Genomic DNA, 15,787 nt, shown 5'->3' with positions numbered 1-15,787 from the left:
CGGAAACCCCCGAAGCTCCCCCTCCTCACCTCGCACAGGGCACCCGGTGTTGAGGCCGGGGGAGGGGGCGGTGTCAGAGGTCGTAGAGGTGCGGGGCTTGGGGGAGGCGTCGAGGTCGGGTGGGCCGGCGGCGGTGCGGGGTTCCGTGGGGTCCGGGAGGTTCTGGAGGTGTGGGGGCGGGGAGGTTTGGAGGTCGGTCATGAGGGCGTCACCTTCTGGATGAGGTTGATGATCTGGTATCCGGCGAAGGACGCCAGGAGGAACGACGCCGCCTGGCCGTAGGGCCAGCGCACATCTCCCCGGATCCAGAACCGCAGCGCGCCCGCGCCCGCGAAGGCCAGCGGGGCCACCGAGAGCCACACCGCCCACGAGGCCCGCCCGCCGCCGAGCAGCACGGCGGTGACGAGGACGGCCACCGAGGCGATCGCGCAGGCCAGGGCGAGGGCGGCGGTGCCCGAGGGGCCGAAGAGCGTGACGTAGGTGCGTTCGCCGGGACGGGGCCGCCGGGTCGTCTTGCGGGCGAACTCCAGATGCAGGAACGCGAGCGTCGTCACCACGATGCCGAGGACGCCGCGCCAGGACGGCGCCATGCCCGTGGAGTACAGGAGCCCCGCGTACAGGAACCCGTTGATCAACAGCTGGACGGGAAGGTTCACCAGCATGCCCGCCAGCATCGCGTCGCCACGCGGCCGGCCCAGCCGCCGGTCCGCCCAGATGACCAGGTACGCGTACGCGAGCTGGGCGGCCAGGACCCCCATGACCGGCGGGCGCCAGGCGTTGAGCGCCAGCACCAGCGGCGTCCCTACGATGATCATGACGGTGAGGTCGCGCACGCTCACCGCGCCGCCGGCCAGCGGGCGTCCGGGATTGTGCTCGCGGTCGTAGCCGAGGTCGCGGATGTCGTCCAGGGCCCGCATCATCAGGAGCACCGCGAGAAGGCTCACGGCACTGACCAGGGACCCCAGGTCCGGCACCCATCCGGACAGGCGGGCATCGGTCAGCGCACACGCCGCCGGCGCACCGATCGCCCACGCCACCGCGTACGGCACATACGCCTTCGGGGGAAAACTCCCCGCCACGTAGCGCCCCAGGCGGGTCGCCCATGCCGTCGCGTCCGGTACGTGGGCCCCCGCCGAGACGCTGTCGGCGATGTGACGCAGGAGGGCCGCTAGAGAGGCTCCTCGGGACTGAGGACCCGAACCGTGCCCTCGGCTCCGTCCACCTCGATTCGAGCGCCGTCCTGGATGAGCGTGGTCGCGTTGGGGACGGAGACGACCGTGGGGATGCCGAGCAGGCGTCCGGTTATGGCGGTGTGGGAGAGCAACGTGCCGCGCTCCACCACCATGCCCCGCGCCGCCATCATGAGGAACAGCCATCCGGGATCGGTCTCCTTCGCCACGATGATGCGGTCACGGCAAGATTCGGGGGATATGGAGGGGTCCAGCACGACCCGCGCCTCGCCACGCACCACACCCCGGCTGGACGGCAACCCCCGCAGGTCGAGGCTCGCCGCGCCCCCACCTGAGACGGAGCCGCCCCCAGGCGTCCCCCCGTCCGGAGAGCCACCCCGCACAGGCTCCAGCGGTCCTCCCTCCCCAGACCGGCCGGACGAGGTCGGGCCGTGAGGGACCGGTGCGTTGTCGTTCCCGGGGTGCTCGGCGCGAGGTCGGCCGGGGAGTGAGTGGGTGACCGTCCCGTGGCCCGGTCCGTCCGGTGGTGTGCTGGTCGCCGACGGGGCGGGGTGGTGGGGTGACGGGTTCGTGACGGGGTGGTTGAGGAGGGTGGAGAGTTCGGAGCCGGGGTCGGGGCGGTGGGTGGCGCGGTGCCGCTCGTCACGCCGGGCGTGCACCAGGGCGCGCAGGTCCGCGTCGACGAGCGTGCCGTCGTAGGCGCCGAGGACCTCTTCCACGGTCAGGTCGAGCACGTCCTCGCGCCGGTCGAGCCTGCCGGCCGCGGTGAGGTGGTCACCGAGCCGCCACAGCACCTGACGGGACAGGCCGAACAACTGGCTACGGCAGTACCGGGTATCCTCGCGGGTCTTCACCGACCAGCGCAGCCCGGTGGCCAGGGCCCGGATCACCAGGCGGCGCGCCGTGCTCGGGCACCGCTCGCGCAGTTCGCCCTCGGCCTCGGCGCGGCTGGCCAGCTCTCTGGCCCGGCTGCCGGCCACGGTCAGCCCGCCGTGCACCATCGGCTTGATCATCGTGATGATCATGGCGGGCCGCTGGCGGGGCGAGGGCTCCTCCAGCTTGAGGTCGTGCAGGGCGCGGTCGCCGTAGCGGTGCAGGTGGGTGGTCGCCGCGGCCGCGACGCGGCGTCCGTAGCGGCCGGCGATGATGTCGGCCCAGATGGCCTCGGGCGTGTCGCCCTGCCCGCCACGGTCGCGCTGGGACCGGTCGCGGCCAGGGGTGGGCTGGTGGTCGCAGGCGCGGATCCGGTCGGCGAGGGCGGGGTGGGCGCTGACGAGCTCGGCCAGCGCGATCGCGGAGCGGACGCCGAGCAGCGAGCGGTTCTCGCGCCCGCCCATCAGCAGGCCGCCGAGAAGGCGCTGTTCGTCCTCGGTGACCCAGCGGCGCAGCGCCGCGGACGTCAGGGTGGTCCACACCAGGAGGAAGAACGTGTTGACCAGCGTGACGCCCCACCGCCGCCCCACCTCGGCCCACAGCCGCCGGTAGAACGAGATGAGCCGCTCGGGAGACCAGGCGTCCATGTCGGTGGTGTGGTCCACCACGCGGTCCCACCAGCGCAGGAAGTCGCGGACCTGACCCGGCAGGCGGATCAGGCGGGCCGTCAGGGCCGGCACGGTGAGCAGGGCGCGGGCGACCTGGACCCGGGAGGGACGGAAGTTCTCGCCGAGGCCCATCGAGCGCTCCCACCAGCGGCGGACCAGCGGGAACCCGGGGATCTGCCCGTGCAGGGCGAGCCAGGCGTCCACGCGGTAGTAGACGCGGCCGTCCACCAGGCCGACCATGCGGTTCAGGTGGTGCTCACGGGCGCGAAGCCCGCGGTCCGGCACGCCCATGCGGCGGTACAGGTCCCGGAAGATCACCCGGTAGAAGACGCGGGCCTGCGAGTAGGTCAGCGCGCCGGACAGGCCGGGGAAGCTCTCGGTGAGGTTGTGGTTGGTCCAGCGCACCCGCGGACCGCCCGAGCCCGCTTCCGGCCCCGCCGCCGCGACCTCTGGAGTCACAGGAGTCGCCGTCCGAGGTATCGCCGTGGGAGTGGGAGGGGAGAAGACGACGGGGCGGGCTTGGACGAGGTGGATCTCGCCGTCGGGGGTGATGGTGCCTTCCAGGTCCTGGGGCAGGCCGAAGAAGGACTCGACGTCGCCGGCGAGCCGGGTGACGGCGCGTACCTCGTCGTCGGCGAGGACGGGGGCCTGCGCGTACTCGGGAGGGACGGGACGGCGCACCGGCCCCTCGTCGCCGTCGCCCCGGGTGGTCATGACCTGTTTGACGACGAGCTCGGCGCGGATCTCGCCGGAGGCGGTGTCCACGAAGAAGTGGTCGACGTCGGCAGTCTCCTGCACCACGCCCTCGCCGATGCCGTGGGCCGCCGCGATCACGCAGGACGCCTCGCCCGTGCGCGGGTCGCGGCTGAACGCCACGAACGAGCGCGCGCCGGGCACCATGAGCTGGACGCCGACCGCCACCCGGACCGAGTCCGGCGGCAGGCCCCTGCGGGCCCGGTACATGATCGACCCGGGCGAGAACCCGGACGCCCAGCACTGCGCGACGCGCCGGGCGACGTCCTGCGGCCGGACGTACAGGTAGGACTCGGTCATGCCCGCGAAGGCGTCGGTCGCGCCGTCCTCGCCGTTGCCGTCGGCGTCGGCGACCACGCAGGCGCGCACCGCGAGCAGGCCCCCCTCGCCCGCCAGGTCGCGGACGGCCTCGGACAGCTCGGCGGCCACGTCGGCGGGCAGCGCGGCCGTGGACAGGGCGGCCGCCGCGTCGGCGGCCCACGCCACCAGATCGCCCTCGTGCGCGAGCGGAGGCGGCGGCGACACCAGATCGCGGGCGACCTCGTCGAACACCGCGACGGGCACGCAGAAGAACCGCGGCACGCGGAAGCCGGCCCTGCGCAGCCGCTCCTGACGGGCGAACTTGTGCCCGGTCAGCATGGCGTCGGTCAGCCGGTCGTCTCCGGCCCTGATCAGCATGTCCGCCACTTCACCACACCCCGATCAGCAGCCGGGCCCGTCCGGCCGCGAACTGTGGATAACCCGGCACCGTCCACAGGACCCGCTCCTCGGTACGGATGCGCCACACCAGGACGGCGGTCAGCGCGAGCAGCGCGGCGACGCCGAAGACCTGGTGGAAGTACAGGACGAACCCGAGATTGGCCAGCAGCATGCCGGCGTACGCCGGGTGCCGGACGAACCGGTACGGCCCCGTGGTGACCAGCGGGTGCTCGTCGCGGCGCAGCACATGGTGGGTGTACAGCGCGCCGAGCGCCCGTATCGCGGCCGTCCGCAGCATGATGCCCCCGGCGAACAGCACGACCGGCACCGCCATCCACGGCGAGGGGCCGTCCCACGGCGCGGGAGGCAGCACCGCCGCGATCACCAGCAGCATGCGCGAGGAGGCGTACGCGGCCAGCGTCGCGCTCTCGGCGACGGGCTGGGACGGCTTGCGGAAGGTCACGGGGATCTCGACGCTCACCCAGGCCAGATAGCCCAGGACCAGCAGACCCGAGACCAGGTTGGCCCCTTCGGAGGCGTCGAGCAGGTAGCCGGTCCCGCGCACCGCCATGGTGGCGACGGCGGCCACGAACAGCACGCGGGTCAGCAGCGTGACCGGCCCCATGGCCGGCGACCCCGCCGCGCTCACGCCGGACCGCCCGCGCCGCGCAGCCGCCGGTACACCGCGGGGGAGGCGGCGTAGTAGTCGAGCCCGACCCCGCCGCACGCCTCGCCCGCCGGGTCGCCCGCCACCACGTCGATCTCCATGCGGGAGCGCCCGCGCACCGGCGGCCGCCACGTCCACCGCAGGTACAGGTCCGCGAGGACGCCGCCGGGCAGGTCGGCCTCGATGGAGAGCAGCACCAGCCGCGCGTCGTCGGCCAGGCTGTGCTCGACGTGGCAGATCATGGTGCCGAACTGGCGCGCCGCGTCGATGACCACCTCGGCGCGCGCCGGCTCCCCGGGCCCGGCCGCCAGGGGATGGCCGTCCGCGGGCCTGCGCACCCGCACCGTCCGCGTGGAACCGTCCGGGATCATGCCGCTGACCAGGACGTTCTCCGCCCGGTGCCGGTGGACCAGCGTCCCGTCCCGCTGGTCGGGGTGATCGGGGCCCGTCGCCGTGCCTTCCGGCACCGGCGCCGCGGGCGCGAAGACGGCCTCCCCTTCGCAGACGGCGCGGTCGAACTGCCGCGCCCGCAGGACGACCTTGCGCGCGCCCGGCAGCCCGGAGGCGTCGGCGGGCAGCCGGGTCGCCTCCAGGTGGACGGGCGCGTCCAGCTCGCAGAACGACGGCAGGGCCAGCGTCAGGGCCATGCGCGACCCGGCCCGCTCGGGCAGGCCCGCGCCGGTCGCTCTCAGCAGGTCCAGCAGGCCGCTGACCAGGGCCATCCCGGGTAAGTGGTCGAGCGGGTGGTCGAAGAAGTACGGGTCGCCGGGGTCCACGGCGAGGGCCGCGCTCCACGTGCCGGTCACCAGGTCGATGTCCCGGGCCAGCCCCGAGGCCGGACGTTCCTGAAGGAGGGTCGCCTGCGGCGCGTCGGCGTCGCGTGCGGAAAGCAGGGTCATAAGCACTACTCCCTGATTGCCGAATATTCATCGGATCCTCAGGGGCGCACGTCGGCCCGGGCATCTTCCGTATTGCTGTCCCCGGGCATTTTTCGGAGTTATGGATCTGATGTAAATCGCCGTTGCGGACCTCGATAGCCGTCCATATCCGCGACGAGCGGGATAAATGTGATCAGCGATAGTCCGAAATAGGGGGAATCTCTGATTCCGGACCTCAGATAAGCACGAATTCCGCGCGATTAGATTCATCGCCCCAGGTGGACGGCATAGCCCGCGCCGATGGCGGTGAGAAGGGCAATCCAGAAGATGCGCCGCCGCCGTCGCCGGCACCACGATCCGTGCCCGGAGGTGAGGCCCACATGAAGATCGAAGGCATCTTCGTCGCCGGGCTCGGCGCCTGCGTCCCCGAACCCTTCAGCGCGGCCGAGGCCGTGCGGCTCGGGATGTACGACGCCGGCGAGTACGAGCGCGGAGGCTGGACCGGCGCGGCGGTCGCCGGGGACGTGCCGGCCCCCGACCTGGCGGTGCGCGCCGCGCGCCAGGCGCTGGCCCGCTCGGCCCACGACGTGTCCGAGGTCGGCCTGCTGCTGCACGCCAACCTGTTCCACCAGGGCCTGGACGGCTGGTCGCCCCACCACTACGTGCAGCGCCACACGATCGGCGGCCGCGTCCCCGCCTTCAGCGTCGGCCAGACCTGCAACGGGATGCTCGGCGCGATGGAGCTGGCGTCCTGCCACCTCACCGCCGCCCAGGGCCCGGCGGCGGCGCTGATCACGGGCGCGGACAACTTCGGCGCCCCGCTGGTCGACCGCTGGCGGTACGCCGAAGGGGCCACCACCAACCGGGGCACCATCCTCGGCGACGCGGGGACCGCCGTCGTCCTGTCGCGCCGCGCCGGATTCGCCCGGCTCCGGTCGATCGCGTCCGCCTCCCTGCCCGAGCTGGAGGAGCTGTACCGGGGCGACGTCCCGCTGTTCCCGCCCGGCAGCGCCGCGGGCGTCCCCATGGCGATCGGCGCCAGGGTGGCCGAGTTCGCCGCGCGCAACCCCAAGGAGCTGGAGGAGGCCAAGGAGACGCTGCGGCTCGCCCGCGTCAAGGTGGCCGAACGCGCCCTGGCCGACGCCGGCGTCACCCCCGGCCAGGTGACCCGCGCGACGCACATCTTCTCCGGCGGCGAGGCGTACGTGCGCGCCATCCTGGAACCGCTCGGGATCGACCCGTCCCGCGGGGTGCTGGAGTACGGCCGCGGCCTCGGCCACCTCAGCGTGAACGACCAGGTCGCGGGCCTGAACCACCTGGTCGAGACCGGCGCCGTCGGCCCCGGCGACCACGTCCTCATGCTCGCCAACGGCGCGGGCGTCGCCCTGTCCTGCGCGGTGGTGGAGATCCTCGACCCGGTCGACTGGACGCCCCCCGCCGGGTGAGGGGCGGGCCGGCGGTAGCCTGGTCCGGCTGGACGGCGGGCGGGCCGCCGGGCGCGCGGGCAAGGGGGCAGGGTGAGGCTTCTCCACTCCGGGAAGGTCAGGGACGTCTACGAGGACCGGGGTGACGTCATCCTGGTCGCCTCCGACCGTGTCTCGGTCTACGACGTGATCCTTCCCACGCCGATCCCCGACAAGGGGAAGGTGCTCACGAGGCTGTCGCTGTGGTGGTTCGAGCGCCTCGCCGACGTCGTGCCCAACCACGTCATCTCGGCCACCGACGTGCCCGAGGAGTTCGCGGGCCGGGCCGTGCGCTGCCGCAGGCTCGACATGGTGCCCGTCGAGTGCATCGCGCGCGGCTACCTCGTCGGCGGCGGCCTGAAGCAGTACCAGGCGAGCGGCGCGGTGTCCGGGGTGTCCCTGCCGCCCGGCCTCGTCGAGGGCTCCCGGCTGCCCGAGCCGGTCTTCACGCCGACCACCAAGGCGCCGATCGGCGAGCACGACGAGTTCATCACCTACGACGACGTCGTCTCCCAGGAGGGCGCGCGGACGGCCGAGGAGCTCAGGCGCGCCACCCTGGAGGTCTACCGGCGCGGCGCCGAGCTGGCCGCCGCGCGCGGCATCATCATCGCCGACACCAAGCTGGAGTTCGGCAGGGCCGCCGACGGCACGCTCGTGCTCGGCGACGAGCTGCTGACCTCCGACTCCTCGCGCTTCTGGCCCGCCGCCGACTGGGAGCCGGGACGGGCCCAGCGGTCCTTCGACAAGCAGTTCGTCCGCGACTGGGCCACCGGCACCGGCTGGGACAAGAAGGCCCCGGCGCCCGAGGTGCCCGCCGACATCGTCGAGGCGACCCGCGCCCGCTACATCCAGGCGTACGAGCTCATCACCGGCGAGACCTGGTAGGCCGCGCTACTTCTTGCAGATGTTCTCGGTGGCCGTCCTCGCCGCGGGGGCGGCCGTGGCCGGCGGCGCCGCCGTGGCCGTCGTCGTGGTGGTCTTGATGGTGACCTTCTCGGCGCCGGTGTACTTGGTGCCCACGATCAGCTCGATGCCGGTGACGTCGGCCTCGCGCATCTGGGCGCCGGGGACGGCGGCGGCGAGCGTGCGCGCGGAGTCCTCGCGCCCGGCCGGGTAGCGGACGACGGGGTCGGTGTAGTTCCTGGTGGCGGTGTCGCCGGGCGCGGCCGGCACCTGGAACCCCGCCTTGACCAGCTCGGCCTTGGTGCGCGCGCCGAGACCCGCGATGGACGTGCCGTTGATCACCTTGACCGCGATGCGGTCCGGCGGCACGGTCAGCTCCTCGTCGCCGGAGTCGCCCCCGGAATCGCCCCCCGGATCGCCCGCGGAGTCGCCCGCAGTGGGGGACGAGGACGGCGAGGACGAGGGCCGCTGCGACTTCACGGGCTTGACCAGCGGCTCGTCGTCGCCGATCCGCCGGAACAGGTCGCGCGCGGCCACCTTGTCCCACAGCACCGCGGACTCTCCGGTGGGGGCGCGGTAGTTCACGTCCGCGAGCGGCACGGTGGTGAAGGCGACGTCGTCGGTGGAGACGTCCTTGAGCTGGTTGGCCAGCCCCAGCAGGTCCTTGGACAACTCCTCGTCGACCGTCAGCGTCTTCAGCGCCGAGCCGACCAGCCCGGTCAGCTTGCCGGGGTTGGCCAGGGTGCCGCCGCTGAGCGCCCGGTGCAGCAGGGCCGAGATGACCTGCTGCTGGCGGTCGATGCGGTCGAGGTCGGAGCGCGCGGTGGCGCGGGTGCGGGCGTAGAACAGCGCCTTGGCCCCGTCGAGCTCGTAGGTGCCCGGCTGGAGCTTGAACCCGGTGTGCTGGTCGTCGATGGCGACCGGCGTGCACACCGAGACGCCGCCGAGGGCGTCCACGACCCTGATGAAGCCGAGGACGTTGACCTCGACGTAGTGGTTGATGGTCAGCCCCGTGGCGTTCTGCACGGTGCGGACGGCCAGCGGCGCGCCGCCCGCCGAGTACGCCGAGTTGATCTTGTGGGAGCCCTTGCCGGGGATGTCGACCCAGCTGTCCCGGGGCAGGCTGACCACGGTGACCTTGCTGTGGTCCTCCGAAAGGTGGATCACCATCATCGTGTCGCTGCGCTGCCCGACCTCGCGGCCGAGGTGCAGGCGGTTCTGTTCCTGACGCGTGAGGTCGTCGCGCTTGTCCACCCCGACCAGCAGGATGTTCATCGCGCCCCGCGGGTCGGACCCGGCCGTGCCCGCCTTCACGGACTTGATCTGACTGGTCGCGTACGTCGAGAGGAACCACAGCACACCGGACCCGGCCAGCACCATCGCCGACAGCGCCCCGGTGATCGTCACCGCCCGCGCGCCCGCCCGCGCCCGCCGCGTACGGCGCTGGTTCAGCCGCACCCCGCCGTACGCGTCGCCGCCCACGTGGACGGCGGAGACGGCGGAGTCGTCGTCGCTCACCGTGGTGTCCCCCTCAAGGACGAGAACGCGTCACCCGGTGAGGACGTTCCCGCGCGCCCGTGGGTTGCCGTCCCCACCCGCTCGTACAGTAGCGTGAGCGCCGCCATGAAGGAGTTCCCCGACTCGCCACGAACAAGCCGGACAAGCCCCACCACACGCGTCTGGCCGCCCATCTCGGTCGTCATGCCGGTGCTCAACGAGGAGCGCCACCTGCGTGAGGCCGTGCACCAGGTGCTCGCGCAGCGCTACGACGGCCCCATCGAGGTCGTCCTCGCCGTGGGCCCGTCCCAGGACCGTACGCAGGAGGTCGCCGACGCCCTCGCGGCCGAGGACCCCCGCGTGACGGTCGTGCCCAACCCCACCGGCCGCACGCCGAACGCGCTGAACGCCGCCATCGGCGCGGCGCGGAGCGGCATCATCGCCCGGGTCGACGGCCACGCCATGCTCCCGGAGGACTACCTGCGGGTCGCGGTCGAGACGCTCGAACAGACCGGCGCCGACAACGTGGGCGGCATCATGGCCGCCGAGGGCGTCACCCCGTTCGAGAAGGCCGTCGCCTGCGCCATGACCTCCAAGATCGGTGTGGGCAACGCCCGGTTCCACACCGGCGGCGAGGCCGGGCCCGCCGACACCGTGTACCTCGGCGTGTTCCGCCGCGAGGCGCTGGCCCGCGTCGGCGGGTACGACGAGCACTTCCAGCGCGCCCAGGACTGGGAGATGAACCACCGCATCCGCGAGACCGGGGGCCTGGTGTGGTTCCAGCCGCGCATGCGCGTGTCCTACCGGCCGCGGCCGACCGTCAAGGCCCTGGCCAAGCAGTACTTCCACTACGGCCGCTGGCGCCGGGTCGTCTCCCGCACCCACGAGGGCACGATCAACCTGCGCTACCTGGCGCCGCCGGTCGCGGTGGTGGCGATGCTGCTGGGGCTGGTCGTCTCGCCGTTCTTCTGGCCGGGCCTGCTGATCCCGGGCGGCTACGCCGTGGCGATCCTCGCGGGCTCGGTCCTGACCGGCCGCCACCTGCCCGCCGCCGCGCTGGCGCGGCTGCCCGTCGTGTACGCGGCCATGCACCTGTCCTGGGGCTGGGGCTTCCTGACCAGCCCGCCGAGGCTCAGCAGGCCCGCGCGGGACGGCGCCGCCGCCTGAGCGCGGGCCGCCCGCCTCACAGGTCGGCGGAGACGCCGATCACCTGACCGGTCAGGTCCGACAGCAGCACGCCGGCGGCGGCCCGCGCGGCGTCCCGCGGCGCGGCGAGGTCCCGGACGGGGCGCAGGCAGTTCACGCGCACCCCGTCCGGCGCCCACGCGCGCGCCAGCGCTTCGGTGAGCGCGGTCACCGCGCCCGTCACGGACGCCTCCAGCGCGGGCTCGCCCGCGGGCAGGGCGGGGGCGCGCAGCAGCAGGTGCCCGCGGCTCTCCCGCAGGTACCCCTCGGCGGCCCCGGCGACGTTCAGGGCGCCCACGTGGCTCACGGCGACCGCCTCGGCCGGGGACTCCGGCGCGCCGCACACCACGTGGTCGACGCGCCCGGCGTCCTTGGCCGCGCGCGCCAGCGCCTCCGCCACCGCGGCGGCGTCCTCGACCCGCACGTCCGCGCGCGAGAACGCGTGCACGTCCGCGCCGCACCCGCCGGCCACGGCCGCGACGCCGGCGTCGCCGAAGACCACGACCGTCCTGCCGTCCAGCGCGCCGGGGCCGGGCAGGGGAAGGGCGGCCGGGACCAGCCGCAGGAGGCTCTCGGCGATGGTGACGTCCACCGGGTGGGTGACCTTCATGTTGCGCTCGCTGCCGGGCACGATGAAGATCGGCACGTCCGGGCGGTAGCGCAGCACCACCCCGCAGTCGTCGGTCGCGGGACGGCTCGGGAAGTCCGGGTCGGCGAGCGCCCGCTCGTAGGCGTCGCGGACCAACGACAGCCGGAACCCCTGCGGGGTCTGCACGCGCCGCAGCCGCGCGCGGTCGGGGATCTCCTCGACCACCTCGCCCGGCCCCGCCACCATGATCGTGTCCGAGGACGGGATGGCGGCGACGACCGCCGGGCGCGTCCGCAGGGCCTCGGCGCACCCGGCGATGACGTGCGGCTCCACCAGCGGCCGCACGGCGTCGTGCAGCAGCACGTCGCACTCCTCGGTGCCGAGCGCCCGCAGCGCCCGCCAGGTGGACTCGGTGCGCGTCGCCCCGCCCTCCACGACCGCCGCGACCTTGCGGAAGCCGCGCCGCGCGACGATGTCCTCCACCTCGGCGGTGAAGCCGGGCGTCATCAGCACCACGATCTCGTCGATCTCCGGCGCGGCCTCGAAGACGGCCAGCGTGTGCTCGATGATCGTCCGCCCGGCGATCCGGAGTAGTTGCTTGGGGGTGTCGTGCCCCATCCGCTGCCCGACGCCGCCCGCGAGGACGACTCCTACGGTCCGCCGGCGTGGTTCCGGTCCCGGTGTGGCCAAGGTATGAGTTCTCCGTTTCTTCCGGCTCCTAGGGCAGGACCTCCGCGCGGCGCGGGGCCTGTGTCCCTGATCGCGTTCTTCCTGTATTACTGGTCTTGGCCACTGCTTTCCACACCTGCTCTCGTCACCGGTCCCGCCCGGCTCCGCTCCGGTGATGCACGACCCCGGTGATCAACCGGCCAACCCGCCCCAACACCCTCGAACCCGGACGATCGTCGCGCTCCGTCACCGTCGCGGCGGGCGCCGTGCCGTCCGATCGGGGCTTCCACCAGCGGCGCGCCCGGCGAACGCGCCGGATTGGATTGCATGGCTGTGAGCGCTCGGTTACGTTGCGGGGTGGACGATCCCCGGTCGCGGAAGGAGACCCCGGTTGCCCGAATCCGCGTCCCCGCCCCCCGCGCGGCCCCCCGCATGGGCTCAGCCGGCTCCTCCCCGCCCCAAGGCGCCCGCGGCCGTGGTGCTCGCCACGACCCCGGCCACGCGCCTGACGTGCGCGGAGGGCACCCTGGCCGACCGTCTGGCCGGACAACTCGTCACGCTACACGCGGGCGCGGTGCACCTCGTCACCAGGCCCGCCGGCCCTCCCCGGACGGCCCTCGCCCCGTCGCGCCCCGCCGTGCTCGTCGCCGAGCCCGCGGCCGACCCGACGCCGCGCACCGCCACGACGCCTCCGCCGCCCCGGCTCCCCGAACCGTCCGAGCCATCCGGGCCATCCGAGCCATCCGAGCCATCTGTGCTGCCCGGGCCCGCCGCCCCTCCCGTGCCGCCGCCCGCCCTGGCCGAGCCGGTGACCGAGCCCTTGGCCGAGCCGGTGACCGCCCTGCCCCCGGGCTCCCTGAACGGCGCCGGGCCGCGGTCCACCCGCAGCGGCGGCCTCATCGGCGACCTTCGCGCGGTGGCCGCGCTCGCCCGCTCCGGCACCGGGCCGCTCGCCGTGCTCCCCGGCGACCTGGTCGCCCACACCGAGGCCCTCGCCCTCCTCCTGGCCGACCCGGCCCACGGCACCGGCGCGCTGGTGACCCCCGGGTACGCCGACGGCGACCCCGCCCTGCCGCCGGTCAGGTACGAGCGCGGCCGGATCGTCGCCGCGGGCAACTCCTTCCACACCGTCAGCGGCCCGAACGGCGCCTTCCGCGGCGTCGTCCACATCGCCGAGGCCGACCTGGACAGCTTCGCCGACGTCGCCGACGAGCTGGCCAACCTCGCCCAGGACCACCGCCTCGGCGAGGCGGGGGAGTCGGAGGTCACGGCCCTGCTGCTGGCCGGGCTCGTGCGGGTCGGCGTGCCGGTGCGCGCGACGCCGCTCGGCGGGCTCCACTGCGAGCGCGTCACCACCCAGCCGGGCGCCGACGCCGCCATCGCGCGGCTGGGCGAGGTCGACGAGGGCCGCGCCCGCCTCCGGTCCGCCATCAAGTCCGACGACGGCCTCGTCGCCACGTACCTGGTCAGCTCCTGGTCCGGCCATCTGGTGAGGGCCGCGGCGCGGCTCGGCCTCACGCCCAACGCCGTGACCGGCCTGTCCGTCGGCCTGGCGGGCCTCGCGGCGGTGGCGTTCTCGGCCGGCGAGCGCCGCGCCCAGGTCGCCGGGGCCGCGCTGCTGTACCTGTCGTTCGTGCTCGACTGCGTGGACGGCCAGCTCGCCCGCTACACGCGCGCGTTCTCGCCGATCGGCGCCTGGCTGGACGCCACCTTCGACCGGGTCAAAGAGTACGTCGTGTACGTGGGGCTCGCCGTGGGCTACGCGGGCGCCGCGGACGGCGGCGTCCTCGGGCCGGACGGCGTCTGGGCGATGGCCATCGCCGCCATGCTGCTGCAGTCGGTGCGCCACATGGTCGACTTCTCCTACGCCGACTCCCGGGCGCAGGCCCACGGGCGCGGCGGCGCGGCCGAAGGCGTCTCGGCGCGGCCCGGCGGGAACACCGCCGCGCGCCGGCTCCGCAAGCTCATCGTGCTGCCCATCGGCGAGCGCATGGCGCTGATCGCCGTCACGGCCGCGCTGTTCAACGCCAGGGTCACGTTCCTGGCGCTGCTCGCCTGGGGCGGCCTGGCCGCCCTCTACACGCTCACCGGCAGGATCGCGAGGTCCTTCTGATCGCCGCCACGTCGTCACCCGTCTCCCCGCCGGCCCCGGCGCGGGATCGTGAGGTCGCCCCATGAACAGCGTGAACCGTGTGAGCCCGACCGGCCACGAGAGCCCGGCGAGCACCATGCACATGACGCGGGTGCCGCGCAGCTCCGTGGTGACCTACCGCGACGACGGCGTGCTGGCGCGTGGCATGGGGGTGCTCGTCGCCGGGCAGCTCCCTCCGCTGCCGCCCGCGATCGCCGGGGCCTTCGTCACCGGCGTCATGCTCTTCCTCGGCGTGGCGGGGGCCGACGGCCCGGCCGTCTTCGCGCCCGCCGTGGCCCTGATGCTCGCCGGGCCCGGCAGCTCCCACCAGCACGACGGACGGCTCGACTGGCTCGTCCCGCCGATCCTCCGCCTCACCGAGTACGGCTTCATCGCCTGCGTCGGCTTCGCGTGGGAAGTGCCACGGTTGCTGGTGCTCGCCCTGCTCGGCGCGGTTCTCTTCCACCACTACGACGTCGTCTACCGGTGCCGCCAGCACGTCTACCCGCCCGCCTGGCTCGCCTCGGCGGGGCTGGGCTGGGAAGGGCGTATGCTGCTGATCGCCATGGGCGCCCTCCTGGGCGTCGTGACGGCCGTCTTCGTGCTCGCCGCGCTCTACCTGATCGCGCTGTTCTTCTGGGAGAGCGTCACCTGCTGGCTCGCCGCGCCCAGGTCCGGCGTCGAGGCGGCCGATCTCGGCGGTCAGGACTGACCCGTCCTTTGCCCCGGTGGTCCCTCCGGTCGCTTTCGCCCCACCGGTGGGGGCGGCCATTGCCAACAACAGGTCTTGTAATCGAATAGGTGAACTCCCGATTACACGATCACCACCTCCAGGCAACTAACCTTTGGCCTACAGATTCTCGCCAGACTGAGGAGTGCACGTTGCTGGGAATGGTGCTGGCCGCCGGCGCCGGGCGTCGCCTGCGGCCGTACACCGACACGCTGCCCAAGGCGCTTGTGCCGGTCGACGGAGAGACCACGATCCTGGACATCGCCCTGCGGAACCTCGCTGCGGTGGACCTTCGCGAGGTCGTGGTGATCGTCGGCTACGCCGCGGGTGCGGTCCACGAGCGCAAGGCCGAGCTGGAGCGGCGGCACGGTGTGCGGCTCACCCTCGTGCACAACGACAAGGCCGAAGAGTGGAACAACGCCTACTCGCTGTGGTGCGCCCGTGATCATTTCTCCTCGGGCGCGCTGCTGGTCAACGGCGACACCGTCCACCCCGTCTCCGTCGAGCGCACGCTCCTGGACGCCCCGGTCACCAGCGACATCCTGCTGGCCGTGGACGACGTCAAGACGCTCGCCGACGAAGAGATGAAGGTGACCCTGGACGGCGAGGGCCACCTGCGGCGCATCACCAAGCTGATGGACCCCTCCGAGGCCTACGGCGAGTACATCGGCGCCACGCTGATCCGCCCCGGCGCCGCCGAGCGGCTCGCCGACGCCCTGAAGGCCACCTTCGAGCGCGATCCGCAGCTCTACTACGAGGACGGCTACGGCGAGATGGTGTCCCGCGGCGAGAAGATCGCGGTCGCTCCCATCGGCAAGGTCGACTGGGTCGAGGTCGACAACCACGACGACCTCGCCAAGGCCAGGGAGATCGCATGCCTCTACTAGCCCGC

At 73.5% G+C, this 15,787-nt stretch carries 12 protein-coding genes; 6 read left to right on the top strand and 6 right to left on the bottom strand.

From position 1 onward, the window contains the following. Positions 1–197: 197 nt before the first annotated feature. From BJ982_RS37045 to BJ982_RS37030, 4 genes are all read right to left on the bottom strand, one after another. Positions 198–944, bottom strand: coding sequence for a hypothetical protein (locus BJ982_RS37045; protein ID WP_184887919.1), 747 nt, complete (start codon positions 942–944; stop codon positions 198–200). 224 nt (positions 945–1,168) lie between these two features. Beyond that, positions 1,169–4,162 (bottom strand): PEP/pyruvate-binding domain-containing protein, encoded by a 2,994-nt coding sequence (locus tag BJ982_RS37040; protein WP_239122750.1) that lies wholly within the window; start codon positions 4,160–4,162, stop codon positions 1,169–1,171. A 10-nt stretch (positions 4,163–4,172) separates the two neighbouring features. Then, entirely contained in the window at positions 4,173–4,832 is a 660-nt protein-coding gene (locus tag BJ982_RS40810; protein WP_184887915.1) for a methyltransferase family protein, read from the bottom strand. Continuing rightward, positions 4,829–5,749 carry an AfsA-related hotdog domain-containing protein gene (locus BJ982_RS37030; protein ID WP_184887913.1) on the bottom strand — a complete coding sequence of 307 codons (921 nt, stop codon included), beginning with the start codon at positions 5,747–5,749 and terminating at the stop codon, positions 4,829–4,831. Before BJ982_RS37030 ends, BJ982_RS40810 begins: the two co-directional genes overlap by 4 nt. A gap of 359 nt (positions 5,750–6,108) precedes the next feature. Here BJ982_RS37030 and BJ982_RS37025 point away from each other — a divergent pair, with 359 nt between their 5' ends. Together BJ982_RS37025 and BJ982_RS37020 are read left to right on the top strand one after the other, a co-directional pair. Beyond that, positions 6,109–7,173 carry a ketoacyl-ACP synthase III family protein gene (locus tag BJ982_RS37025; RefSeq protein WP_184887911.1) on the top strand — a complete coding sequence of 355 codons (1,065 nt, stop codon included), beginning with the start codon at positions 6,109–6,111 and terminating at the stop codon, positions 7,171–7,173. 72 nt (positions 7,174–7,245) lie between these two features. Further along, entirely contained in the window at positions 7,246–8,076 is an 831-nt protein-coding gene (locus tag BJ982_RS37020; RefSeq protein WP_184887909.1) for a phosphoribosylaminoimidazolesuccinocarboxamide synthase, read from the top strand. Between the two features lie 6 nt (positions 8,077–8,082). Here BJ982_RS37020 and BJ982_RS37015 read toward each other — a convergent pair whose 3' ends face one another. Then, positions 8,083–9,612, bottom strand: a complete 1,530-nt coding sequence (locus BJ982_RS37015; protein ID WP_184887907.1) for an LCP family protein — start codon at positions 9,610–9,612, stop codon at positions 8,083–8,085. Positions 9,613–9,717: 105 nt separating this feature from the next. On the opposite strand from BJ982_RS37015, the gene BJ982_RS37010 reads away from it, so the two are divergent. Further along, on the top strand, positions 9,718–10,758 hold the full coding sequence (locus BJ982_RS37010) for a glycosyltransferase family 2 protein (RefSeq protein ID WP_184889911.1): 1,041 nt from the start codon (positions 9,718–9,720) through the stop codon (positions 10,756–10,758). A gap of 16 nt (positions 10,759–10,774) precedes the next feature. Here BJ982_RS37010 and BJ982_RS37005 read toward each other — a convergent pair whose 3' ends face one another. Further along, on the bottom strand, positions 10,775–12,055 hold the full coding sequence (locus BJ982_RS37005; protein ID WP_239122687.1) for a bifunctional cytidylyltransferase/SDR family oxidoreductase: 1,281 nt from the start codon (positions 12,053–12,055) through the stop codon (positions 10,775–10,777). Positions 12,056–12,509: 454 nt separating this feature from the next. Between BJ982_RS37005 and BJ982_RS37000 the strand changes: the two genes are divergently transcribed. From BJ982_RS37000 to BJ982_RS36990, 3 genes are all read left to right on the top strand, one after another. Further along, a complete protein-coding gene (locus BJ982_RS37000; protein ID WP_275411659.1) occupies positions 12,510–14,147 on the top strand; it encodes a CDP-alcohol phosphatidyltransferase family protein in 1,638 nt (545 codons plus the stop codon). A gap of 61 nt (positions 14,148–14,208) precedes the next feature. Further along, positions 14,209–14,877, top strand: a complete 669-nt coding sequence (locus BJ982_RS36995) for a DUF5941 domain-containing protein (protein ID WP_184887905.1) — start codon at positions 14,209–14,211, stop codon at positions 14,875–14,877. Positions 14,878–15,047: 170 nt separating this feature from the next. Then, positions 15,048–15,782, top strand: coding sequence for a phosphocholine cytidylyltransferase family protein (locus BJ982_RS36990; protein WP_184887903.1), 735 nt, complete (start codon positions 15,048–15,050; stop codon positions 15,780–15,782). Positions 15,783–15,787 lie beyond the last annotated feature (5 nt).

This window comes from Sphaerisporangium siamense (assembly GCF_014205275.1).
Classification (GTDB): domain Bacteria; phylum Actinomycetota; class Actinomycetes; order Streptosporangiales; family Streptosporangiaceae; genus Sphaerisporangium; species Sphaerisporangium siamense.
The sequence above is the reverse complement of the archived record's forward strand: the minus strand, read 5'-3'. Positions and strand labels throughout refer to the sequence as shown.